This is a genomic window from Bartonella sp. AP1QHHD, from assembly GCF_042196265.1.
GTDB lineage: Bacteria > Pseudomonadota > Alphaproteobacteria > Rhizobiales > Rhizobiaceae > Bartonella.
The window spans coordinates 113888-137623 of record NZ_JBHIPW010000064.1 but is presented as its reverse complement, the minus strand read 5'-3'; the positions used below and the strand labels follow the sequence as shown (position 1 = coordinate 137623).

The 23736-nt window shown below is 38.0% G+C and carries 18 protein-coding genes, 3 tRNA genes and 6 pseudogenes; 13 read left to right on the top strand and 14 right to left on the bottom strand.

Annotated elements, in window-relative coordinates; genetic code table 11:
* Positions 1 to 464: 464 nt before the first annotated feature.
* The 5 genes from ACFIME_RS06520 to ACFIME_RS06500 all read right to left on the bottom strand — a co-directional run bounded on the left by ACFIME_RS06520 (position 465) and on the right by ACFIME_RS06500 (position 6471).
* Entirely contained in the window at positions 465 to 3188 is a 2724-nt protein-coding gene (locus tag ACFIME_RS06520) for a valine--tRNA ligase (RefSeq protein ID WP_375684677.1), read from the bottom strand.
* A 148-nt stretch (positions 3189 to 3336) separates the two neighbouring features.
* Complete coding sequence (locus ACFIME_RS06515) at positions 3337 to 3891, bottom strand: DUF2497 domain-containing protein (RefSeq protein WP_375632919.1); 555 nt, start codon at positions 3889 to 3891, stop codon at positions 3337 to 3339.
* 252 nt (positions 3892 to 4143) lie between these two features.
* The gene (locus ACFIME_RS06510; protein ID WP_375662110.1) at positions 4144 to 5436 is read right to left on the bottom strand and encodes a TolC family outer membrane protein; all 1293 of its coding nucleotides are present in this window, start codon (positions 5434 to 5436) and stop codon (positions 4144 to 4146) included.
* Between the two features lie 66 nt (positions 5437 to 5502).
* On the bottom strand, positions 5503 to 6177 hold the full coding sequence (locus tag ACFIME_RS06505) for a protein-L-isoaspartate O-methyltransferase (RefSeq protein WP_375662109.1): 675 nt from the start codon (positions 6175 to 6177) through the stop codon (positions 5503 to 5505).
* Between the two features lie 220 nt (positions 6178 to 6397).
* Positions 6398 to 6471 (bottom strand) — tRNA-Cys (locus tag ACFIME_RS06500).
* 184 nt (positions 6472 to 6655) lie between these two features.
* Between ACFIME_RS06500 and ACFIME_RS06495 the strand changes: the two genes are divergently transcribed.
* Positions 6656 to 6730, top strand: a tRNA-Asn gene (locus tag ACFIME_RS06495).
* A 1367-nt stretch (positions 6731 to 8097) separates the two neighbouring features.
* Here the strand turns inward: ACFIME_RS06495 and ACFIME_RS06490 are convergent.
* The 3 genes from ACFIME_RS06490 to ilvA all read right to left on the bottom strand — a co-directional run bounded on the left by ACFIME_RS06490 (position 8098) and on the right by ilvA (position 11614).
* Positions 8098 to 9480, bottom strand: coding sequence for a DEAD/DEAH box helicase (locus tag ACFIME_RS06490; protein WP_375684674.1), 1383 nt, complete (start codon positions 9478 to 9480; stop codon positions 8098 to 8100).
* Between the two features lie 290 nt (positions 9481 to 9770).
* Positions 9771 to 10301 carry a hypothetical protein gene (locus tag ACFIME_RS06485; RefSeq protein WP_375607472.1) on the bottom strand — a complete coding sequence of 177 codons (531 nt, stop codon included), beginning with the start codon at positions 10299 to 10301 and terminating at the stop codon, positions 9771 to 9773.
* Between the two features lie 35 nt (positions 10302 to 10336).
* Positions 10337 to 11614 carry a threonine ammonia-lyase IlvA gene (gene ilvA / locus ACFIME_RS06480; protein WP_375655081.1) on the bottom strand — a complete coding sequence of 426 codons (1278 nt, stop codon included), beginning with the start codon at positions 11612 to 11614 and terminating at the stop codon, positions 10337 to 10339.
* Between the two features lie 146 nt (positions 11615 to 11760).
* Between ilvA and ACFIME_RS06475 the strand changes: the two genes are divergently transcribed.
* The 10 genes and pseudogenes from ACFIME_RS06475 (at position 11761) to ACFIME_RS06430 (ending at position 17570) form a co-directional block, all read left to right on the top strand.
* Positions 11761 to 11846: transfer RNA gene (locus ACFIME_RS06475), tRNA-Leu, on the top strand.
* Between the two features lie 527 nt (positions 11847 to 12373).
* A pseudogene (locus ACFIME_RS06470) lies at positions 12374 to 12688 on the top strand (hypothetical protein).
* A 704-nt stretch (positions 12689 to 13392) separates the two neighbouring features.
* The gene (locus ACFIME_RS06465; protein WP_375684673.1) at positions 13393 to 13806 is read left to right on the top strand and encodes a hypothetical protein; all 414 of its coding nucleotides are present in this window, start codon (positions 13393 to 13395) and stop codon (positions 13804 to 13806) included.
* Positions 13772 to 14104 (top strand): hypothetical protein, encoded by a 333-nt coding sequence (locus ACFIME_RS06460; RefSeq protein ID WP_375632931.1) that lies wholly within the window; start codon positions 13772 to 13774, stop codon positions 14102 to 14104. Before ACFIME_RS06465 ends, ACFIME_RS06460 begins: the two co-directional genes overlap by 35 nt.
* A gap of 171 nt (positions 14105 to 14275) precedes the next feature.
* Positions 14276 to 14663: pseudogene (locus ACFIME_RS06455) on the top strand (hypothetical protein).
* A gap of 49 nt (positions 14664 to 14712) precedes the next feature.
* Positions 14713 to 14940 (top strand): annotated as a pseudogene (locus tag ACFIME_RS06450) (antitoxin).
* A 60-nt stretch (positions 14941 to 15000) separates the two neighbouring features.
* On the top strand, positions 15001 to 15255 hold the full coding sequence (locus ACFIME_RS06445) for a type II toxin-antitoxin system PemK/MazF family toxin (protein WP_375632933.1): 255 nt from the start codon (positions 15001 to 15003) through the stop codon (positions 15253 to 15255).
* Between the two features lie 146 nt (positions 15256 to 15401).
* Positions 15402 to 15722, top strand: coding sequence for a hypothetical protein (locus ACFIME_RS06440; RefSeq protein WP_375655084.1), 321 nt, complete (start codon positions 15402 to 15404; stop codon positions 15720 to 15722).
* A gap of 3 nt (positions 15723 to 15725) precedes the next feature.
* Positions 15726 to 16304, top strand: a pseudogene (locus ACFIME_RS06435) (hypothetical protein).
* 586 nt (positions 16305 to 16890) lie between these two features.
* A pseudogene (locus tag ACFIME_RS06430) lies at positions 16891 to 17570 on the top strand (phage antirepressor KilAC domain-containing protein).
* 244 nt (positions 17571 to 17814) lie between these two features.
* On the opposite strand, the gene ACFIME_RS06425 reads toward ACFIME_RS06430, so the two are convergent.
* From ACFIME_RS06425 to ACFIME_RS06405, 5 genes and pseudogenes are all read right to left on the bottom strand, one after another.
* Positions 17815 to 18003 carry a hypothetical protein gene (locus tag ACFIME_RS06425; RefSeq protein ID WP_375684672.1) on the bottom strand — a complete coding sequence of 63 codons (189 nt, stop codon included), beginning with the start codon at positions 18001 to 18003 and terminating at the stop codon, positions 17815 to 17817.
* Positions 18000 to 18578: a hypothetical protein gene (locus ACFIME_RS06420; RefSeq protein ID WP_375684671.1), complete on the bottom strand. Its 579-nt coding sequence runs from the start codon at positions 18576 to 18578 to the stop codon at positions 18000 to 18002. Before ACFIME_RS06420 ends, ACFIME_RS06425 begins: the two co-directional genes overlap by 4 nt.
* Positions 18578 to 20230 carry an alanine-zipper protein gene (locus ACFIME_RS06415; RefSeq protein WP_375684670.1) on the bottom strand — a complete coding sequence of 551 codons (1653 nt, stop codon included), beginning with the start codon at positions 20228 to 20230 and terminating at the stop codon, positions 18578 to 18580. Before ACFIME_RS06415 ends, ACFIME_RS06420 begins: the two co-directional genes overlap by 1 nt.
* A gap of 88 nt (positions 20231 to 20318) precedes the next feature.
* Positions 20319 to 20675, bottom strand: a complete 357-nt coding sequence (locus tag ACFIME_RS06410) for a hypothetical protein (protein WP_375684669.1) — start codon at positions 20673 to 20675, stop codon at positions 20319 to 20321.
* A gap of 136 nt (positions 20676 to 20811) precedes the next feature.
* Positions 20812 to 21266, bottom strand: a pseudogene (locus ACFIME_RS06405) (DEAD/DEAH box helicase family protein); the annotation flags it as partial.
* 588 nt (positions 21267 to 21854) lie between these two features.
* Here ACFIME_RS06405 and ACFIME_RS06400 point away from each other — a divergent pair.
* Complete coding sequence (locus tag ACFIME_RS06400; protein WP_375684668.1) at positions 21855 to 22463, top strand: fumarylacetoacetate hydrolase family protein; 609 nt, start codon at positions 21855 to 21857, stop codon at positions 22461 to 22463.
* A gap of 61 nt (positions 22464 to 22524) precedes the next feature.
* Positions 22525 to 22872, top strand: a complete 348-nt coding sequence (locus tag ACFIME_RS06395) for a LysE family translocator (protein ID WP_375684667.1) — start codon at positions 22525 to 22527, stop codon at positions 22870 to 22872.
* Here the strand turns inward: ACFIME_RS06395 and ACFIME_RS06390 are convergent.
* Positions 22865 to 23077, bottom strand: a complete 213-nt coding sequence (locus ACFIME_RS06390; RefSeq protein WP_375632939.1) for a hypothetical protein — start codon at positions 23075 to 23077, stop codon at positions 22865 to 22867. The two genes, ACFIME_RS06395 and ACFIME_RS06390, sit on opposite strands and share 8 nt — an antisense overlap.
* Positions 23078 to 23736: the final 659 nt, after the last annotated feature.

Genomic DNA, 23736 nt, shown 5'->3' with positions numbered 1-23736 from the left:
TTTTTGCATATTGAATGAGGACCTCGAATATCGTAAGATTCTCTCATTCCAAACCTGTTCCATGTTAAATCAATCAAAACCATCCGCTTGCACATTACAAGCAGAGAGAGCTATGTGGATAAAAACTCTGTGTAAGAAAGAACTAAAAATGCCTCTTACGAACGGTTTGAGCTAAGGGTTGTCCGGATATTGGACAGAATGGTGCCCCCCCGGCGCTTGTTACTTCACAAGCATAAAGAAGGGAAGCTCAATGGATTTACCGTTATACCACTCATGATCTACGTCGTGAAATAGGCTCGAGTACCTTAAAAGATGTCTCTTTAATGATAAACATAAAACAATGGATTTCAGTAGAGATTTTATGATCGTTCATGAAAAACTAACAAAAGAAAAAGTTTCTTTAAAGAAGATCTACACCAGCCCTAATGGTATGAAATCATCCATCAAAAAATAAAAAGTTGAAATCAATCTAACCGCTCTAAAGCAACAAATATTTTTTTCTGCGCTGCACGCAGTTCTACAACCCTGTTCCGCTCACGCTCAACAATTTCTGCTTTTGCATTTGCTATAAATTGGGGGTTGTTTAACTTAAGCGATATTTTTTCAATATCTTGTTCAATTTTACTGACATCCTTCCTCAAACGAACACGTTCAGCCTCCAAATCAATCAACTGTCCTAATGGTAAACAAAAAACAGCCTCTCCCAAAATCATTTGTGCCGATACTTCCGGAACTTTATCAGAGAAATCAATAACTTCAATACGCGCTAATTTTTTAAGAAGTGCATCATAACGCTTCACACGCTCTCGCGTTACTTCCCCTCCTTCGACAACAACAAGAGGTGCTTGTGTCGCCACTGGAATATTCATTTCAAAACGTACAGACCGAATCCCCGTGACGACATCAATAAGCCAATTAATATCATCAGCAGCTTCTTCATCTATCAATGTTTTCTCTGGCCATTTTGTCAATGCGAGCATATCCTCACGCTTGATGGCTTGCGTTTCTGTAAGAGACCACAACTCTTCCGTCATATAAGGCATAAAAGGATGAAGAAGTTTATAAACTTCATCTAAAACCCAAGCAGTACAAGCTTGAGCCTCATTTTTAGCATCTTCATTTTCCCCCTGAAAAATAGGTTTGAGAAGCTCCAAATACCAATCACATAATGTATTCCAAATGAAACGGTAAAGAGTGGCAGCTGACTCATTAAATTTATAGTGTTCAATACCAGTCGTAACCGCTGAAATTGTTTTAGATAACTCTGTTAAAATCCAACGATTAAGCGGCAATTTTGCTTGTTCTGGTTTAAAAGTTGGATCATGCTTCACACCATTCATCTGTGCAAATCGGGTAGCATTCCACAATTTCGTAGCAAAATTACGATAACCAGCAATACGGGAAACATCAAGTTTTACATCACGACCTTGTGCTGCCATAATAGCTAAAGTAAACCGAAGTGCATCAGCACTATATTGATCAATAAGCTCTAAGGGATCAATAATATTTCCCTTTGATTTTGACATCTTTGCACCCTTTTGATCCCGTACAAGAGCATGCACATAAATCGTTGGGAAAGGAACGTCACCCATAAAGTGAAGTCCCATCATCATCATACGAGCAACCCAGAAAAAAATAATATCAAATCCTGTCACAGATAAAGATGTTGGGTAAAAAGTAGATAATTCAGTCGTTTTATTTGGCCATCCTAATGTTGAAAAAGGCCAAAGAGCTGATGAAAACCAAGTATCTAAAACATCCGGATCACGGATTAATTCAACAACCTCACCATAATGAGCAAAAGCTGAATCTAAAGCCTCTTTTTCACTTTTTTCAACAAAAACCGTTCCATCAGGACCATACCAAGCAGGAATCTGATGTCCCCACCATAATTGGCGAGAAATGCACCAAGGTTGAATATTTTCCATCCAATTGAAGTACGTCTTTTTCCAGTTATCGGGAACGAACTGCGTTTTGCCTTGTTGAACAGCCTCTATCGCTGGCTTTGCTAATTCAGCAGCATGAACATACCATTGATCTGTCAAAAAAGGCTCAATAGGGACACCACTGCGATCTCCATGAGGAACCATATGGGTATGATCATCAACAGAAGCTAAATATCCCTGTTCTTCCATCAAAGAAACAATCTTCTGGCGAGCAACAAAACGATCAGATTTATCGAGATTTTCTACTAACATTTTTAATTCATCTGATAAAATCAAACCATCGAAAAATGCTTCATTTTCACGAAGAAAAATCTCGGCTTGCTGGGTAAAAATATTGATCAAGCGTAAATGATTACGCTGTCCTACTTCAAAGTCATTAAAGTCATGAGCTGGTGTGATTTTTACAGCACCACTTCCAGCTTCAGGATCAGCATGGCTATCACCAACAATTAATAACCTACGACCAACAAGCGGCAAAAGAGCATTTTTACCGATAAGATTTTTATAACGCTCATCTTCAGGATTAACAGCAATTCCTGTATCACCAAGCATTGTTTCTGGTCGTGTTGTCGCCACTGTTATAAAAGTTGTCGCATCATTTGGATCAAAAATTTTACCTTCAAGTGGATATCTAAAGTGCCACAAACGTCCTTGAACTTCTTTTTGCTCAACTTCAAGATCTGAAATAGCTGTCAACAATTTAGGATCCCAATTGACGAGGCGCTTATCCCTATATATCAACCCTTGCTTATAAAGCGTGACAAAGACTTCACGAACCGCCTGCGACAACCCCTCATCCATTGTAAACCGCTCACGCGACCAATCACATGAAACCCCAAGGCGACGCAACTGGTTTGCAATAACGCCTCCAGTTTCATAACGCCATTCCCAAATACGCTCAATAAACTTTTCTCTCCCCATTTCTTGACGCGTTGGCTCTTGGCGTTCTGCAAGTTGACGCTCCACTACCATTTGCGTAGCAATCCCAGCATGATCCATACCAGGCTGCCACAACACATTTCTGCCACGCATCCGCTGAAATCTAACTATTATATCTTGAATTGTCGTATTGAGCGCATGCCCCATATGAAGTGAGCCCGTAACATTAGGAGGAGGAAGCATAACGCAAAAAGGTTCTGCACCGCTTTTAGAACCAGCTCCCGCTTTAAAAGCCCCACGAGTCTCCCATCTCTTTGCAACCCGTTGCTCTATAGAGGCAGCATCATAGTTTTTTTCTAACATTCTATCCATCCATAACGCCGCTGAAAAACACAATATATGATCAAAACCTGATCAGAATCTCGTGAATCTCAGCCATTCACTAGAGAGCTCGCAAAATCGCAAACAAAATTCTCATAAAATGAAAAACATAAAAATAATGTAAAAATAATTAAGACGATTTTTTAATCGCCTTCATAATCTCTTCACGCAAAATATCTTCCAGCAAAATAGGCAATTTAGACTGTAACCATTCTGCTATAGCAGGACGCAACACATCCTTTGCAATCTTTTCTGCAGAAGAAATACAATATGCAGACAATTCCACATGACCATCCCTTCCAGCGTCTGACTGTGATTTCCTTATCTCATCTTCATATTCTTTTGCTTTATAAACAGAATTCCGTTCTTCAGAAGAAAGCTTCATCTTTTGCATATCCATACCAACTGTATTATTTTCTGCCTCTATATCCTCTTTCTCTTGCGTTATCTTCCCTCCTTGATTTTCAGAAGAAAGACCAATACGATCAGCTAAAGCTTTCATAGCATCATCAACCGATAAGGTTGTATCATAAATACCCTCGGATGCCACTTCTGAAGCATTCACTGCAACATCTTCATTTAAAAAGTGATCAGATTGAACCGCATTTTCTTCAATTATTTCACGAATAGATGTTAAAATTTCATCCATACTTGGCTCACGTAACACGCTTGAACTCTGTACCATACTTTACAACCTCTCAAAGACGCAACAACAAATAGAATCATATTTTCAGTGTATGCAAAAGAATTATAAGATCAACATGCCTCCTACGATATTTTCAAATATGCTTGTCATAAAGAGGGCGCTACACACAGTTTTCTACACTTATAAAAATAATATCTCGCCGCAATATCTTTCAACATATTCAACTGTTGATTTACTAAGCTTTTAAAAACTAAAATAATTTAATAAGATTCAAAGAGATACTTTTATGTATTATCGGATATATTTAATTGTTTTTAAACCTAAATAACTTGCAGTCAATTTACCAATAGAAGATTGAACACTATAGCTCGCCACAACAGCATTACGCTCTGCCATTGCAAGCGCAATCTGAGCATTAATCAATAGAGTACGAGAATTTAAAACATCCAGCGTCGTTGCTTGCCCTACGCGATTTTCTTGAACACGACCTTTCAGAGCAATTTCAGCAGCACGAACACTTTCACGGTAAGCAACAACAGATGAGCGTGCGCCCTCCAACTGAAACCAAGCAGAAGTAAGTGCTTGTCGCGTATTACTATGCGCCAAATCGAGTTGAAGCTGCGCCTGTCCAAGCTGTTCCCTTGATTGGCGAATTTGCGCAGACGTACGCCCTCCTTCAAAGATTGGGACACTTACTGACAACCCTATCGATTTAGAAATGCCATCTTCTCCAACCCCGCTGTAGATTCGATTATAAGATGCAGTTGCAGAAAAATCAACTTTAGGGAGCAATGCCCCTTCTTTCGCCTTTACATTATAAACACTCGCATCGACTAAATATTTAGCATAAAGGATTGCTGGATGCATCACAACGCTCATTTGGTAAGCCATATCAAGGTTGACGGGAAAATCTTTGGCTACAGGTGGGCGTTTTAACTTTTCAGGATCAGAACCAATAACTTGTCGATACACTGCCTCTGCTGCTTTTACATCAGCACGAGCAAGACTCAGCTCTGAAACCGCCACGGAACGTGCAGCTTGAGCTTGAGCAAGATCAACATGCCCTCCTTCACCCACATCAAATTTTGCTTTATTGGAACGAACTTGTTCCTCAAGAGCTGCCAAATTTTCTCTCCGAAGATCGGCAACACGACGTGCGTGATAGACATTAGCATAAGCGGTCACCGCCTCCAGAAACGTATTTTGTTCAACATTACGAAGATATTCACGCTGAGCCTGCAACTTAACTTGAGCTGAAGAAAAGATATTTTGCGTGATAAAACCATCAAATAATCTTTGATTTAATCTCACTCCTATAGATCCAGAAGTGACATAAGGACCTGTAAAAGACTTATTGCGCCCATAGTTCCCAACTCCCTCAACTTGTGGCAATAGCCCCGATCGCGCAATGACAACATCATCACTGGATATACGCACAGCTGCACGTTCACTATTCAACTTAGCATTATATTTATAAGCCTTAGAAAAGGCATCCATCAATGTTTCAGCACAAACAGCCTCTGATAGAAAAACACTCAACACCAGCAATAAACACGCCTGAAACTTCTTGTTTACTCTAAACATAATACACACAATAACAAACCCCAAATAAATTACAAAATTATCTTTTATTCACAAAACAAACAAGCACTAAAACACAAAACCAGGTGTTTTGAAAAAACAAGGAAGAGGCTTTACAGCGAGGTTAAAAGCACGACGAGCCGAGATGATCCCATCTTCTTTTATATAGATTTGTGCAACAGCAGCATTTCCATGCCCTTCAACCACAACAAGACGTCCACAGTCTTTCATTTGATCAAAGATACCTTGAGGAATAAAATCAACAGATCCCTCAATGAAAATCACATCATAAGGTCCCTCAACGGCATATCCTTGCTCTAATGGACCATGAACGACAACCACATTATCACATTGATTACGTTCTAAAGCTTCAAGAGCACGTTCAAAGAGAGATTTATCACTTTCCAGCGCAATCACAGACCCTGCAAGTTTTGCAAGCAACGCTGCACAATAACCACTATTTGCACCAATATCTAAAACAACATCTGATGATTTTACAGCGGCAAGCTGTAGTAATTTCGCTAGAGACGCAGGTTTCATCAAATAGCGTGCAGGAACCCCATCTGGCACTGGACATAGAACAATATCAGTATCAAGATAACTTAACACTTTCATATCTTCCGATACAAAATCTTCACGAGATACCGTTAAAAAGGCTTCAAGAACTGATAAATCCGTTACATCGACTGTACGAATTTGATTGTCAACCATTTTGCGACGAAGCTCAGCAAAATCTGCAACCATAACGAATATTTTCTCCTAACCTACAAAAAACAAACAAAACAACGACAACAAGGGACGAAGATCTCTTAAACTATGGGTGTTAGAAAAAAGGATGCTACAGTCAACAATTAGATTTTAACTGTATAATCTCTCATACAAAAGTGTCTTCACAAGAATAGAGGGAAATAATCTATTTTTCTATACCTCATCTCCCCTAAAAGCCGTTTCGTTTAAAATCGGCTGGAGGCCTCGCCCGGAATCGAACCGGGATACAAGGATTTGCAGTCCTCTGCGTAACCATTCCGCCACGAGGCCTCGTCAACAAACATAAAGGTTTCAATAAGGGAAGGCAACGCATCCGTCAAGGTGTAGAAATATTCTCTCGCCTTTTTTCCTCTTATTACACAATTTATCATATTTTTTTTAAAAAAGTAATTTTATCCTTTGCAAATCAGTATTGCTTTGCTATAGCCTTTTCAATGAGATGATTGGGCACCATTCCCCGGTAGCTCAGCGGTAGAGCAACCGGCTGTTAACCGGTTGGTCGCTGGTTCGAATCCGGCCCGGGGAGCCACTTTTCTTTTATTCCACGTAGTTTATTGTTCTTTCTCAAGCTTTTAGATATGAGGGATTCGTTAATAAAAGTGATGGAATAGAATTTTTGCAATAAAATAGAAACGCAATATCCTACGGGATGTGTTTTTTGCAATGAACGCAAAAAACTATTGATTCATTTTAAAATAGCACAAATAAGATTACTTTTCTCAAACCACCGCACCTCTATAAGAGGGCACTGCAATTATTTGCACATTATAAATTACGATTTCTTTCATCAAAGATGAATTATTAAGCTCCATCAGCAATGAAACTGTCTCATATTTTTTTTCCAAAGAAAGAATGATTTATACTCAATAAAGAAATTAAACTTAAAAACCTGCTCATGAAGCAATCATTTTGAAAAATGGAAGAAACAATAATCAAGGTCATATATTATCTCCATACACCCCACATAACCTCCTCCCCATCCTAAAAGCAAAAAACATAAAACAAGTCTGTAAACACTCCGACGTCTTATCTAACAGGTTGCCTCCTGCTAGCCACTTCAACGCTTTACAAACAACCTTGCCTTGTTCACCACACTGTCATAAAACGTTTAATACATAAATCTTATAGGCTTTATATCCCCAAATACTTTATATCCCCCAAATAATAGTGTTTTACAGTAAAAACCAAGATAACAAGCTAAATTGTTAAGAGTCCTGAGAAAGCCTTCAGAAATCATGACATTCTCGCTATTGTATTATGCAGTCACATGCTTTTTTAAAGAGATATCTCTTAAATCCCCCCAAGACTCTTTCACAATGACACCCGTAAATGGTATAAAATGAAATCGATTGATCAGCCCCATCTTTATTTATAATAAAAGCCATACCATCATACTATTTTCCAACTCTCAATCTCAGCAATCCCCCATTGCCTTTGAAAGAGTTTATAAAAATTATTTTATTTATTTTTCAAATGTTTATTTATATGACAACTTCACACATAACGTGCAAGCGAATACTTTTGATTGATCCGCATAAATAACTTAAAAATGAAAAAAATACGATATAGTGAATTATTAAATATATAAAACAATGAGTTATTATTAGACATCAATTTTTAAAATTAAAAGTTATCATTAAAGATAAAACACATCCTTTATAAAAATAATTTTATATAAATAAAATCTACTTTTATTCCCATTAAAAAAATGGGAATAAAGCAAATAAATAATTGCCTCTACAATAAAGATTTTTAATAAATCCAAAAAGTTAGAAGTTTTCATTTCTAAAAAATGAAAACCTCTGAAGGATCTTCTTACTTTTAACTCTTTTCAATTGAGAATAAATCAACAAAAGTAAAAGATCTCCTGTACATGATCTTTTTTCAAGACTTTATCTAAGCAGCCTTCTTAACTGATTTCCGAAAACGAAAAGTCTTTGCACGCTTTACTACCGCTTTTGCTTTTTGATGCCTCTCATTTTGAGGTGAAGAATTCTTTCGTTGCAACTGTGCAGCATCATCTTTTCGACCTAAAAACTGTTTTTGACGTTTAGATTTTTTAAAACGGCGTTCCTTATCGTTTTCTTTTTCTTTACTTTCTCGTACAATTGGCTTTTCTGGAAACGCTGCAAATTGTTCTGGAACAGCCTCAGCCACCAATTTCATACGAATCAAGCGCTCTATAGCACGCAAGCGGGACCTTTCTACCTTCTCATCAAAAAGCGTAAGTGCTACACCAGATGCGCCATTACGTCCTGTACGACCAATACGATGTACATAACTTTCAACTTCATCTGGTAAGTCGTAATTAATAACGTGGCTTATCCCTGGTATATCAATACCGCGTGCAGCAATATCTGTTGCCACTAGGATCTGCACAGATCTTTCACGAAAAGCTTTTAAAGCAGACTGGCGAGCACCTTGTGATTTATTTCCATGAATTGTTGCGACTAAATATCCTACCTTTTCTAAACTACGTGTGACAGCATCTGCCCCATGTTTAGTTCGAGTAAAAACAATAACCGAATCAAAAGCTGGATTTGTCAAAAGTTTACTTAAAACACTCTTTTTTTCATTCGTAGGAACACAATATAATTTTTGGCAAATCTCTACAGCCGTAGTACCTTGAGGAACAACTTCAATTTTAACCGGATCATTGAGTAAACATTTTGCAAGCACAGCAATTTCCCTCGGCATTGTTGCAGAAAAGAGTGCTGTCTGACGCTCTTGATGCAAAAGCTTTGCAATTTGCTTAACATCATGAATAAACCCCATATCCAACATACGATCTGCTTCATCCAAAATCAAAAAACGAGATTGGGAAAGATCAACACACTTTTCACGAACAAGATCTCTCAAACGCCCTGGAGTCGCTATCAAAACATCCACACCTGCTTCCATACGTTTAATTTGTTTTAAACGTGATACGCCCCCAAAAATAAGACATGTTGAAAGATGTGCTCCTTTCGCCGCAGTGCGAATCGTTTCATCAATCTGAACAGCAAGTTCACGCGTTGGAGCTAAAATCAAAGCGCGTGCAGTTTTAGGGCAGCGTTTATCACCTAAAGCCAAAATCTGACTTAAAATAGGCAAACTAAATGCCAAGGTTTTTCCAGAACCTGTCTGAGCAACACCTAAAATATCGTGTCCTTTCAACATAACTGGAATAGCTTGTTCTTGTATAGGTTTAGGTTTACTCATCCCAGCAATGAGTAAATTTTTAATCAAAAGAGTAGGCAAACCTAACTTTGTAAAAACATTTTCTTCTTTTATAGGCAAAATAAAATCTTTCCTTAGCTGAAGAACTCAAAAGAAGTAACCATCTGAACTCTCCACTCAAGAATCCGCGCAAGAGAAATCCCTGACATTTTAAATGAAGCAACGCCTAAAAAGCGGCTTGCGCAACTCATGAACACCTTGAAATCAAGATAAAGGCGTATAAACTTCACTTTACAAAAAGCCAACAAACCAGCCTAAATGCCTTCACCTCTATTATCTTTGGATTATGATAAAAAAGCAAGAACTTTACGAAATACATTTATCATGAATAAAAACAATATTTAGATCGTTTACTTTTTGATGATTGTGTCCATCGGTAAATGTACCTTGATAAAATCAGGATAAATCTCGAGAAAAACTGGATTTTGTAAAGTTTTTTGACCGCCATAAATTAAATACCATTGGTTTTTATCAAAAATCGCCAAAGTTTTATATTGAATGATGCGATCTTTCATCTCAAGAACTGTTGGAATTAAAGCATACAAAGTACCGTTATCAGTTTGTAAATACTCTATATTTTCTTTATCTAAATAATAAGCACCAGAAGGCAACCCCTCAAATTTCTTATGCAACTGTTGAAGAAAATCACTACGTAAAGCACTCTCTGTTGTATTCAATCGATGTGCCATCTCTTTATAAAGCCGCTCAGGCATATAACGAGAAATAGGCATAAAATCCCCATTTTTTATAGCATTATTGACATCAACAACGACTCTTGAAAGTTCATCTTTTTGTACTATTGTTGGCTGAGATGCTAAACTCTGTTGATTAACAATCAAAAAGAAAAATAGACTCAGCACCGAATAAAAAATAGGTTTCATCATTATACTTCTTGTTTTAGTAAAATTTCAGTTTCTCAAATAACAAAATCAAATAACGTTTGATCATCAGTAATATCACGATAACGCCAACCTAACGCTTGAAATTTTTCCTCTAAAAGACAAAAATTACCGTATTTTTTTGTTTCAATCGCAACCAATACAGAACCAAAGTTTCTCGCTGACTTTTTAAGATATTCAAAACGTACGATATCATCATCTGATGATAATGTGGAAAGAAAATGACGCAATGCACCAGGATGTTGCGGAAAACTAAAAATAAAATATTTTCTCAGCCCTTGGAAACGTAAAGAACGCTCTTTAATTTCTGGCAAACGCTCAAAATCAAAATTACCTCCTGAAATAACGAGAAGAATTTTTTTCCCCTTTAACTCTTGAGGAGGAATACTGTTAAGCGCATCAATCGATAAAGCACCAGCCGGTTCAAGAACCACACCTTCAACATTAAGCATTTCAACCATCGTAGAACAAACGCGGTTTTCAGGAACCGTAATGACAGAATCAGGGGGAAATTGCTTTAGAATTGTATAGTTTAGAGCACCAATTTCAGCCACAGCAGCACCATCTACAAAAGTGTCAATGCTTTCAAGCTTGACGCGTTTTCCACTCTCCAAACAAGCAAGCAAACTTGCAGCTCTTTGCGGCTCAACAAAACGAAGCTTTGTTTTCCAACCATATTCATGTAAAAACTTGCTCACTCCACTTGCCAAACCACCACCCCCTACCGGCACAATCATCAAATCTGGCTCACTTTCTCCATTGAGTTTTTTCCATTGTAAAGCAGCTTCACAAAGCACTGTTGCCTGCCCTGTAATAATGCGAATATCATCGAAAGGTGGAGCCATTACACCACCGCTCTCTACGACAAAGGATTGCGCAGCTTCATAACATTGATCAAATGTTTCACCAACCAAACGAATATCAATGAATTCTTTACCAAAAATACGTGTTTTTTCAATTTTTTGTTGTGGCGTTGTCATAGGCATGAAAATCACGCCTTTACGTTTAAAATAACGACAAACAAAAGAAACCCCTTGCGCGTGATTCCCTGCTGAAGCACAAACAAATGCAGAATCTGGTGATATACAGCTAAGCATTTCTGAAACAAAATTGAAAGCACCACGAATCTTATAAGACCGCACCGGTGTTAAATCTTCACGCTTTAAATAAATTTCTGCATCATACTTTTGACTAAGAAAATCATTTCTTTGAAGTGGTGTTTCAGCAAACACGTGATGCAATCCCACCATAGCTTTTGTGACGTCTTGAATAAATTGACTCATAACACTAATCATTTCATACTTTATTTACATTATAAAAGCTTTTTCTATCGATAAAGGAAACTATTGTCAGTCAAAATTTCACTAAAAAATGAAAAATGTTTCTTTTGTCATTAATTCTTGATTCAATAAAAGATATAGCTTATGAGAGAACTCACATCGCGGACGTGATGAAAACGGTAAACATAGCAGACTTAAAATCTGCCGGTCGAAGACCTTGCGGGTTCAAGTCCCGCCGTCCGCACCATATTATCTTAATCTCTCTTATTTTCCAATGATTTATTAAAAGTCAAAAAAAATTAAAGCACCTTCTAAACCACCTTTCGTAACTTTATTATAACGCTATAAGACGGCACCGCGGTGGTACTAAAATACGAATCATTGCTGCTTTTTGAGGTACCTTTTTAGCACTTTGACCTCCTCCTCGTCTTTATAGGATGGAGAGGCAATCAGTATTGCTAATTTGGGATTGGCTTATACTCTTCATGACTCTTGTAAAACGACGCAAAAGCTCAGAAAAGAGATAGATGCAAAAGACAAAATAATAGATAAAGAAGCTGAAAAAATACGTGCACAAAAAGATGTGATTCAAAAACAAGAAGAGTTAAATCGAAAATCAACTGCTTCTAAGATTATTTTTCCTCGAATGGCAGTAAAAAATTGGCCCAAAAGTAGTTTCAAGTACTTTCTCACGACCATTTTTTCAAGACAGGCAATCACAACACGCTCTGTCATAGCGCACATATAAATACGCAACAGCCTTCATGGGGGAAGATGATCATCAATACACAAACCGTTCTCTGCCTTGATCTAGATCTAAGACAGGCTGGGCGATTTCTCGTGTAGACAGCAGTATAACAAGTAGCACTTGTCAATTTTGAATTTTGTCGTTTTAAAGGCGATAGTATGCGCTATTTGCGTTTTCAGCAATGGCTTACAAAAATGAAGATCACAACAGATAAAGTCAATGCCTCACAAGAAGAGATGATTAAGACGGTGTGTGCAAAAGGATACAATCCAAAAGATGACAACGAAGCAAATGCTTTAGCAATTTTATATTTAGTTAAAGAAGGGAATGCGCATGTCTAATGCAATGCCATGGATAAGATTCCTTTTGAATGACTGGAACAGTGAGATCGATGGAATGACATGAGAGCAAAGGGGCATTTATATAACGCTTTTCATTCGCATGTATGACAAAAAAGCACCAATTAAAACAGATTTTGAAATGCTTGCCCGCGCTTGCAATTGCTCGCAAAAAAGTTTGTAACTATTGTCGAATATCTCATAAAGAATGATAAACTTATTGAGAAAGATAATGGTTTGTCGAATACGCGCGTTGAAGAAGAGCTAAAAGATTTTACTGATAAAAAAGTGCACATATCGCAAATTCATAGTGAGGCTGGAAAAAAGGTGCACAATAAAAAACGCTATAAAAACACTTTAATGATTTTGCTGAAGCAAACGCTAAGCAAAACCAAGCTATAAAGAAACAGAATAAGAATATATATAAACTAAAACTATCATTTTAGTTAGCAAAAAAAAACTGCTTCTGAAAATTTAGAAACAAACGAACAGGTTGACGAACCAACAGAGGTTGCTGCTGTTGAGGCCACATCAGAGCAAATCGAAACGGGTGTAGAAAACCAACCTTCCATTCACGAGCAAGAGAACATTACGAAAAAGCTAAACGGGTTAGAAATGACAGTGGCTGTCGTACCCCTGATGATTTCGAACCTGTTTATGATTTCGCAATCGAAGAGGGATTGCCTCCAGAGCGTGTCAAAGCCGAAATGGCAAAATTTCGAGATTTTTGGAAAGCTAGAACAGGCAAAGATGCACGCAAAACGGATTGGAAAGCAATGTGGCGCAACTGGGTGCAAAAAGCTATCGAGGATTTAGAGAACGGAAAAAACTATGGAAATCACTCTCAAAGGCAAAAAAGTGTAGATGAACGCATCTCAGACAGTATCCTTGATATCGGGCCTCGAGGTCACTTTGAAACACATTCACGAGATGATAACTCCGGAGTTTCCTTTAGTTTTGAAAAGTGGCAAGCATTGACACAACAGCAGGAAGCGATTGCCTTAGAAGCGTGTGATCAACTTCACGAATTGTTTTCAATAAAAGTGAGTAAAGAGGACATAACCAAGGCAATTCGGATGCTTTCGTGTGGTTCAAAAAATTTCACAACAGGCAGATCATGAAGGTATGGCGCTTACCTATGGAATGGTTTTGGAAAGTGTTTCTGCGTGGTCACTCATAAAAACGGTTAAACGGATTTTATGCGATGAGGTAGAAGGTTTATCGGATACGTTTTTTCCAAACACTCGTGAGTTAGTAAAATTATGTCGTGATTTGGAAAATAGTCTTTTGACAAAAGCCAATCTTGTACACCAGGCTGTTTTGAACACCCGTGAAAAAAGGCTGAAAGAAAAGGCAATGAGAGAGAATTCAAGACCACTCACGTTGGTTGAAAAGCAAGTGAAAAACATTGCAGGTTAGCAAACTAGTGAAAATTGCTGATCATTTTGTGATTGGATGTGCATTTAAATCGACAAAATGGCACCGTACAGAGTGATTTAAAGATTTTATGATAAAAAATCTATCATATAAAACGCTCTGTACGGTCAAATTTAAGGCAAATAGACAAATTTGTAAAATTAGGATTAAAGCATGTTCATTTTAAAACATCTATTCTTAAAAAACCGTAAACAACCCATGCGAAAGAGGTTTGTTGCAACGGCAGTGGGTATGCCCCATGGGGGATGGGACAGAGGAGTATTTTTACAACCTCTACGAATACGAAGACGGCACAAGAGAGTGTGAAAAGTTTGATGGTGGTCAGTATTACAAAACACCTAAGAATGCGGATTTTAGCACCAAAGCGCAAGTAAAAGCATGGGTTTACGGTGGTGATATTCCGAAAAGCATTCTCAATTACGAACCTCTTATAGACGAGATCAACAGAGAGATAAAAAATATTGACTTTATTCAGAGTATATTGCGTATTGCTCTAAATGCGCTTCTTAAACATTTACACAAAAGCATAAAAAGCTATTGAATCATGGGCTTTATGTTATATTTTTATATAATATTAGAGAGGGCGTTTTATGCATACAACGAAATTACGTAAAGTTGGAGGATCAGTTATGCTCTCTACACCGCCTGCATTGCTTGATGTTCTTCATCTTACTGAAATATGCAAGTGGGTTTGGCTATAGATATCGCAAAATTACACTCTTGAAGAATTGTTAGCCCAATGTAATACTTCGGACGATTTTGCGGATAAAGATGTAGAGTGGTTTGATGCTAAGCTTGTTGGGAGAGAGCTCTTGTAATGAAGCGGGGTAAATTTGGTTTGTATCGCTTGACCCAACCTCTGTCTATGAGAAAAATGAATGCATCCTGTACTGATTGTGTCACCGGAGGCGTTTAATCGTTTAACAAAAACACTCATTGTTTTGCCCATTACGAGTGGAGGAAATTTTGCTAGAATAGCAGACTTTGCTGTTTCATTGGTGGGAACAGGGCTGCATACAACAGGTGTGATATGCTGCGACCAACCGCGTTCTTTAGATATAGTAGCGCGTAATGGGCGAAGTCTTAGCAAAGTTATCAACATTTCTTACTTGAATTTTTTCTACAATTTTTAATGTTTAAAAACACCAACTTTAGGTAAAAAGTAAAAAAGCATAAGATCATGATTTTTTCTGTTGACAATCGGCTAATCAATTTTTCACAGAATAAAAATCAATATTTGACTAATGATGTCATTAATTATGACTCAAAAGGAGCCATAATGAAAGCTGTCATCACTAAGCCAATGTGTGTTGTTGGCGACAATAAAAGCACTGTTCGCTTTGAACCATCAACACCCAATAATCCATTTGTTGAAGTTTCTAATCAGATCTACGCACGTCTCAAGCGCGCCAATGCTGCAAAACTTCTTGTTGAGGCCAAGATGGTAGCAAAGCCTGACAAAGCAATTGAACAAATTAAGCAGATAGAACAAGAAGCCACACAAACATCATCTGAACCAATGACTGAAGAAACCTCTCTCGAAAAACCAAAAGCATCTAAGGTCTCTCAATCATCAACACCTACTCTTAAAAAGGCTTAGAAGTTGAAGTTAATCATCTACCCAAAATGGTATCTTCAACAGGTAAAGGATACCTTCACCAGTCTTCAAGCACCACGCCTTAATTGGGCTTTGCGTAATGCTCTAAACACCGCAGTAAAACAGTCGAACGCTTTACTGAAAAGCAAATTGCCGACATCTCATCAGCCCAATCAAAGCGTGTTAAGCAAGGTGTTTATATTAAAGAAAAGGCGACAGCAAGGTTTCTTGAGATAGATATCATTCGTTCTGGAACACCGATACTTCTTAAATTTTTTAAAGCAAAAGAACAAAACGCGGCGTGACTTACACAACTGTTTGGAAAAAAACAAATCTTGCCCATGTTTTTATCAAGGATGGGAGTTTTCCAAAGCGTGTTGATTTAAAAAAGCTGAAGGGTAATGTATTTCAAAGAGCGGATGGAGATCAATTCCCTATCGCAAAACAAGAGGAACCCTCAATTGCTAGGGTGATGTCAAAGCCAGAGATTACAAGTGCTATTGTAAAAAAGCTAATGAGAGATTAATTGCCAATATACAGTGCCAACTTGCTCATCATGAATACGCTGCCAACAAGAAAAGCTAGATTATGTTCTTAAGCTTTATCTATCTATTCCATATCCTTATGAGTTATGTATTATACACTTTGATTGCAATTTTAAGAACAGATTATCACTTATGTTTTGTTTTTTCCATAAAAAAGTCAATAAAATCAATGCAAAATGCACTTCCCAGCGGGTTGGCTTCTTTGCGGGGCAGACTAGTGCGAACTATCGCTAACGACAGAATTTTCAATTTGACTGTACATTGTACACTTAGCTCATTGATAAATAATAATTTCAATATGTACACTGTACAATATGTGAAACGTTTTCTTAGCAAAAAGTAATTTTTGTTGCTGAACAATTCTATATTAATAGGTATTTTCGAATCAGGTGCCTCAAAAACACCTTAAAACAACTAGCGGATTAGTTGCCGAAATAACTAATCTTCCGCAATTTAAAAGCTTTAACTCATTGTGTGCTACATGCATATAATAGCTTTGTTAAGTGTGGCTATGCCATATACCCCCTTCGGGGAAAGGCGTAACGACGGACTAGATGCCGTGTTTCTTAGTGCCCAGCACTCTTTTAAAATATCATTAAAGAACGTCTAACATCTAAGAATTCTTTATGAATACCATTATTAAAATTACTGAATTATGTGGCAAAAGGCATGACAATATTATGCGTGACATCAAGAAAACGCTTGAAGAACTTAACGCCCTCAAATTTGAGGAGGTTGATTTTGGTGGGCACTACCTTGATAACAAAGGTGAAAGCCGCCCTTGTTATAACCTGCCAAAGCGTGAATGCTTAATTCTTGTTTCTAGTTACAGCACTGCCTTACGAGCAAAGATAATTGACCGTTGGAAAGAGTTGGAAAGACAAGTAGCTATTCGACAAATTGATTACTCCAAACCCGAAGTATTACTTGGCGCCTTAAATCATCTACAAAATCAAATTAAGCAGAGAAGCTATGTTATTTCAGAATTAGCACCAAAAGCAAAAGCTTTAGAAGGCTTAAAACGCTCTGATGGTTTGTTTGGTTTGATTGAAGCCGCGAAGATGTTGGAGATAAGACCAAAGGATTTAACAGATTACTTGCGTAAAAATGATTGGGTGTATCGACGTGCTCCAAGTGGTCCATTGTTACCTTTAATCAGGATAAAATCAACAAAGGATTCATGGACTGTTCTGCCATCACCATTCAAAAACCGGATGGAACAGAAAAGGTGCTGCCTTCAACAAAAATCACACCTAAAGGATTGGCGGCACGTTTGAGAGAACAAATCCATGGAGGTGTGCAATGAAGGTAAATACTAACTTCTTATGCGATTTATGGATGGCATTATCTCAATTTTCTAGGCATGAAAATATGAGTGATAAGATTGTGCTGCTCTGGTTGATATTATGAGTTTAGTAGAAAAAGCTTTGATTTTAAAACTTCAAGATGAAGTGTCAATCCTTCTTTCGATATCTTTCTCATCTGACGCTCCATAAAAAAAGCCCCACAAAAGTGAGGCTGGATAAAATGATGTTCTAATCAATCTCGCGCTAATTATAATAAAATGGCTCGCTACATCCACGAGCGCCTATTTTTTCATCTTCTACATAACGAGAATGCGCAAAGTTCCGCACAAGATAATCATTGTTAGCGCCACCAGTCCAATCACCTCCTCCCAACATAATATTTATGTCTACACGTAAACTGCTTCCTTGCTCCCCTGTATGCCATTTAGTCACTNAATATTTATGTCTACACGTAAACTGCTTCCTTGCTCCCCTGTATGCCATTTAGTCACTGGATAACAACCAGACAAATATTGCCAAACATAACCGCAACCATCCTCACAACCGATATGCGAAATCATCCGTCTATTGTTTGTATCAACGTGTCCTCCAGACGTCTTAAGAGAAGGCGCTTGATTGCCGACAATACTGGTTGCTTGATTACTTCCATACATGCTTGGCGAAAACTCATCACTCGTCAAAAATCTCTTACTAACAGACCAAAAATCAAATGCATGATCCGCATAGCTACGACTGGTCGTAATCGGAACACCATATGCCGACTTTGCATTTACACCTGTCCCTGATTGAAGATAAATATCAACCCAAATATTATGCCACGGATTGTAAACCATCCCTTCTGGACTACTACGCGGGCGGTGATTTAAACACCAAACAGAATTGGGCAAAATATCCCCCGCTTGATAACCCGATAAGAGATGACCTTCAATCTCACCAACATCCGCACATAGCGTATGAAATCCACCGATCTTTTCAGAATTATCCTCTGTATAGCCATCAGGAGCCATCAGATTTTGCGAAAGCNCATGCTTGGCGAAAACTCATCACTCGTCAAAAATCTCTTACTAACAGACCAAAAATCAAATGCATGATCCGCATAGCTACGATTGCTCGTAATCGGAACACCATAGGCAGACTTTGCATTTACACCTGTCCCTGATTGAAGATAAATATCAACCCAAATATTATGCCACGGATTGTAAACCATCCCTTCTGGACTACTACGTGGGCGGTGATTTAAACACCAAACAGACTTGGGCAAAACATCCCCCGCTTGATAACCCGATAAGAGATGACCTTCAATCTCACCAACATCCGCACATAGCGTATGAAATCCACCGATCTTTTCAGAATTATCCTTTGTATAGCCATCAGGAGCCGTCGGATTTTGCGAAATTTCAAAGGATAGCTCATTCGTCTGATCTTTTAAGATGAGATATATATAATAATCCTTTCCTGCTTCAAGATCTTCGTCAAAAGTCATCCTTCCACGCCCTGGAATGCGGTAAAAGAGGTACCTACCCCCATTCTCTTCACCATGATAAAAGCGAAAACATGCCCCTTCATTGATCACAAGACCTTTTCTATTTTTCGGATCGGCTTCCAGAATTCTGTCAGGTTGATGAAAACGCACATTCTCTAAAAAATTAGTGGAAAGAGAACCTACCTTACTTTGAAGTTCAGAAAGACTGTCACTGTTCCTCTGTGCCTTCTCTTGAACTTCTGTCAATGCACTCTTCGCTTCTTCCGCTAACACTTTTGCCTCAGAGGCGGCTGTATTCGCAGAATTTGTCGTTGCTGTCACCGTGTCTAATGAACTCTTGACCTCTCCAAGCCCTTGCTTCGTCGTATCAGCTTCTTCTTTTGCTTGCTCCGCAACACTCTTCGCTTCTTCTGCTGTCGACTTCGCAGTCTCGGCTACTTCCTTGGCTTCTTCTGATAAACTTTTTGCACTCAAAGCGGTTTGGCTTGCATGATCACTCGTGGATTTTGCTTCATTGGCTATTGTTTCTAAGCCTTCTGCTTTAGATTTTGCATCGCTAGCCTCTCTTAGTGCTTGATCTACTTTCTCTGTTACACTCTCTGCTGCACTTTTCGCCGCTTCCGCCAAACCCTTCGCTTCTGAAGCTGTTTGCGAGGCTTGTTCCACTCCTGTTTGCGCCGATTCGGCAACTCTCTTAACAGTTGCAACAGATTCCTTGACTTCAGCACAAGCATTCTTGGATTGTTCTGAAAGAGCCTTTGCCTCTTCTGCAATATCCTTGGCATCATCAGCTGTCCGTTTTGCGCCATCCGCCTTAAGACTTGCTTGTGTTGCTATCGTCTTAACTTCATGACTCGTCGCTACCGCGGTCGCTGCTACTTGGGTTGTCTCTGTTGCTGTTTGAGAAGCATCTTTCGCTGTTTGTTCTGCACGTTCAGCAATAGATTTCGATTCTTCTGCAACCTGTTGCGCACCATTCGCACGCGCCATGGCTTTTTCCGACTCTTGCCTTGCATTCACAACCTGTTCTAACGGCGCAAAGGTTTCATACGAATACAAAGATGCCGTCCCTAAAATCTTCGGAACAACAACGCTATCTTGCGAAGTTCCTTCTCTGATTTCCTCTTTCGTGGCTATTGGTATCAGATACTCATGACTATGATCAGGTATTTTCATCTGCTTTATTCCTCCATTAAACCTAANTGATCTTTTAAGATGAGATATATATAATAATCCTTTCCTGCTTCAAGATCTTCGTCAAAAGTCATCCTTCCACGCCCTGGAACGCGGTAAAAGAAGTACCTACCCCCACATTCTCTTCACCATGATAAAAGCGAAAACATGCCCCGTCATTGATCACAAGACCTTTTCTATTTTTCGGATCGGCTTCCAGAATTCTGTCAGGTTGATGAAAACGCACATCCTCTAAAAATTTAGTGGAAAGAGAACCTACCTTACCTTGAAGTTCAGAAAGACTGTCACTGTTCCTCTGTGCCTTCTCTTGAACTTCTATCAATGCACTCTTCGCTTCTTCCGCTAACACTTTTATCTCAAAGGCAGCTGTATTCGCAGAATTTGTCGTTGCTGTCGCCGTGTCTAATGAACTCTTGACCTCTTTCAAGCCCTTACTTCGTCGTATCAGCTTCTTCTTTTGCTTGCTCCGCAACACTCTTCGCTTCTTCCGCTGTTGTCTTCGCAGTCTCAGCTACTTCCTTGGCTTCTACAACCAAAGGTTCTACTTTATCTGCCTTAACCTGCGCTGCTTCACAAATGATCAGATCAAATTCTGATAAACCGTATTTCTCTTGCGCATCCGCAATAACTTGGATTAATTGGTAAGTAGCAAACACCACAGTCATTGCATTTACTAAGACTTTATTTGCTTTTTTTCAAAGCTTTTAAGCATCAGTTGATAGCTGATAGAGCGAGATCTGAGACATCGAGTTCGGCAGCAGCTTCTTTGTTTTTACGACGCTTGCCAACTTATGTATCAGAATACACCACAAAGGAATGAAACGGTACTTCTGTATAGCGTGTCCATTCTCTTATCGTTTTGTGACATCAAAGCCAGAAAAGGCACGAAAAACAAAACACGCTTGCCAGTTCTGGTTATTTGTTCTGCTATCTTAAAGCTGGTAAAAATCTTCTCCGTTCCACATGCCACAATAAGTTTTCCACGATCTGCTTCTTTTAAACCATCACAGACTTTCTCATATTTTTGGATTTGTTGAAAAGTTATCCCTAATTGATGCCCTAATTGCTTTTACGACATTCCCAGCATTTTTCTTTGAAAGCGATTTTTTGCCTATAGAAATGCCGTTAAAATGTAGCTTTTTGCTTTTCACTCTTAAGCTCCCCCCGCTGGGCGCGAGCACCCTCGCATTAGTATTCCGAAAGCCTGAAAGTATTTAATACGAAACAGATTTTTGCTTTTAGTGCTCATAGCACCTAGACATAGAAAAATATCCCATAATTCCGAGACACCCACAGAGTGGGCTCATTTATGATCGAACTTTAGGGCTTTCAGACCCTACTAATCGCTGCGTAGACGAGCAAAATCACTCTTTAAGTAATAAAGTAATTTCAGGAAATTGGCAATCAAAATTAAAATAATCTCAAAGACTATAAGATTGGGCACTCTTCAAAAAAGGATAATGCGAAGGGCTGTCATCGTGGTTAGTCATTAACCCACATAATGCTTCTTTTCCAGAAAACGCAAAACGCGATATAAGAAAAAATGTTGTTTGTAAAGTTTTCTCTTGCCTATACAAAGAGAAAATGAAAAATTTGGAGGGCTCCCATGATAAATGACATCTACTGTGTTGGATACAATTATGTTGAACATGTTCATGAACTAGGCAATGTTGTTGAAGATGAACCCGTTATCTTTAGCAAGCCAAAAAGTTCACTCGTTTTAGGTAATGAAATTTATCTCCCTGATTTTTCCAAAGAAATACATTTTGAAACTGAAATTGTGCTCAAAATCTCAAAGGACGCTTTCATGATCATGGAGGCAGAAGCAGAAGAATGCTATGATGCCGTAGCAATAGGTCTTGATCTCACCGCGCGGGATTTGCAAACAAAACTGAAAGGAAAAAGGCTTCCTTGGCTTTTATCGAAAGGATTTAAAGGCGCTGCATACGTCTCTGACTTCATAAACAAGGAAAAAATAAACAACCCAATAACCTTTGCAATGAAGTTGAATAGCGAAACAAGACAAGTTGGCAATACGAAAAATATGATCTTTAGCTTTGAGAAGATAATCTCATTTTTAAGTCACTACATTCAGCTAAGACGTGGTGATCTCATATACACAGGCACTCCACAGGGTGTCGGAAAACTTTCTCAGTTTGACAGAATAGAATTGTATCTCGAAAATCAATTAATTTCAGAGCTAAAAGTAAAATGAATCATCAAATACTGACCTTTTTCATTGTTTCATTTTTTTAGTCATCTCACCGGGGCCGAATATGGCCCTTATCATCGATAATGCAACGAGATTGGGAAGAAAGAACGCATTTGTAAACGTTTTAGGATTGTGTACAGCAACATATGTGCATGGGGCATTTTCCATACTAGGTGTATCAGCGCTCATTCTCAACAACAAAACGCTGTTTTTTTTAGTAAAACTCATGGGTGGCAGCTATTTATTATACATGGGCTTTAAATCAATTAAATCTGGAATACACAGCTTAAATTCAAAAGAAAGAAGTTCAACGAATGAAAAGCATGCTACGAGTGAAACAAAGCTTTTAACCAGCTATATGGACGGTTTTTTGACACAAATACTAAACCCAAAGTATCTATATTTTACATAGCAACTTTTCCAAAATTCTTAGCTTCTGGTGGTAGCATTAAAAAAGGTTTTGAACTTGTAACCATACATTCTTTCAACATCTTTGCATGGTTTACTTTAATGACCATTTTTATATCATTTGCCAGTACCGCCTTAAAAAAGCAGCGGGTAAAAGGCTCGATTAACATTGCGACAGGAACAGTTTTATCTCTGTTTTCTTTTTTCATTTTCTTTGGATAGTTTTATCTTTTGATAACAAATTGTAAAGTTAATAGAGCAATCTTTTCCTGATTCTGTCTCTCACTATGAATAGCTCAATCTCTAACAGAACTTATACAATCCCCAGTTCTTTTTTTCTTTGTATAACTGAATTACGTTGCATTTCTTTATCATACTCTCAAGGACGTTTGTGTAAACAATGTGAGTTTCTCGCAATATTTTATAAAATGTTACCAATATCTAAACAAAATCCTTATTCATCACTTTAAAAAATAAGCTATGATATTCCTCTTTTCGTTTATGAAACATAAAGTAACTTTTTGATTTATGATAGCACCATACAAACAAAAAAATGATTTTAAAAATCATTTTAATTTTCCATTACAAATTGTTCTTAAACTAAGATGAGAACTCTCGAGTGCTATTTGAGCAAAAATTAAAACTCTCACCATTATGAATAATAATAAATAATGCACTGATTACAAATAATAAGTTTCAAAAAATTATAAAAACTCCTGACAGTTTTCTGAAATAATTTTAAAAGCCCCACGTCTTTTAATGAACAATTAATTTGTTATTAATAACAATAAAAAGCTCCCTATTCAAATATCTGTTACGTTATTTAAGAGAAAAACATTCTCTTTTTTCAAAACCATATTCCTAAAAC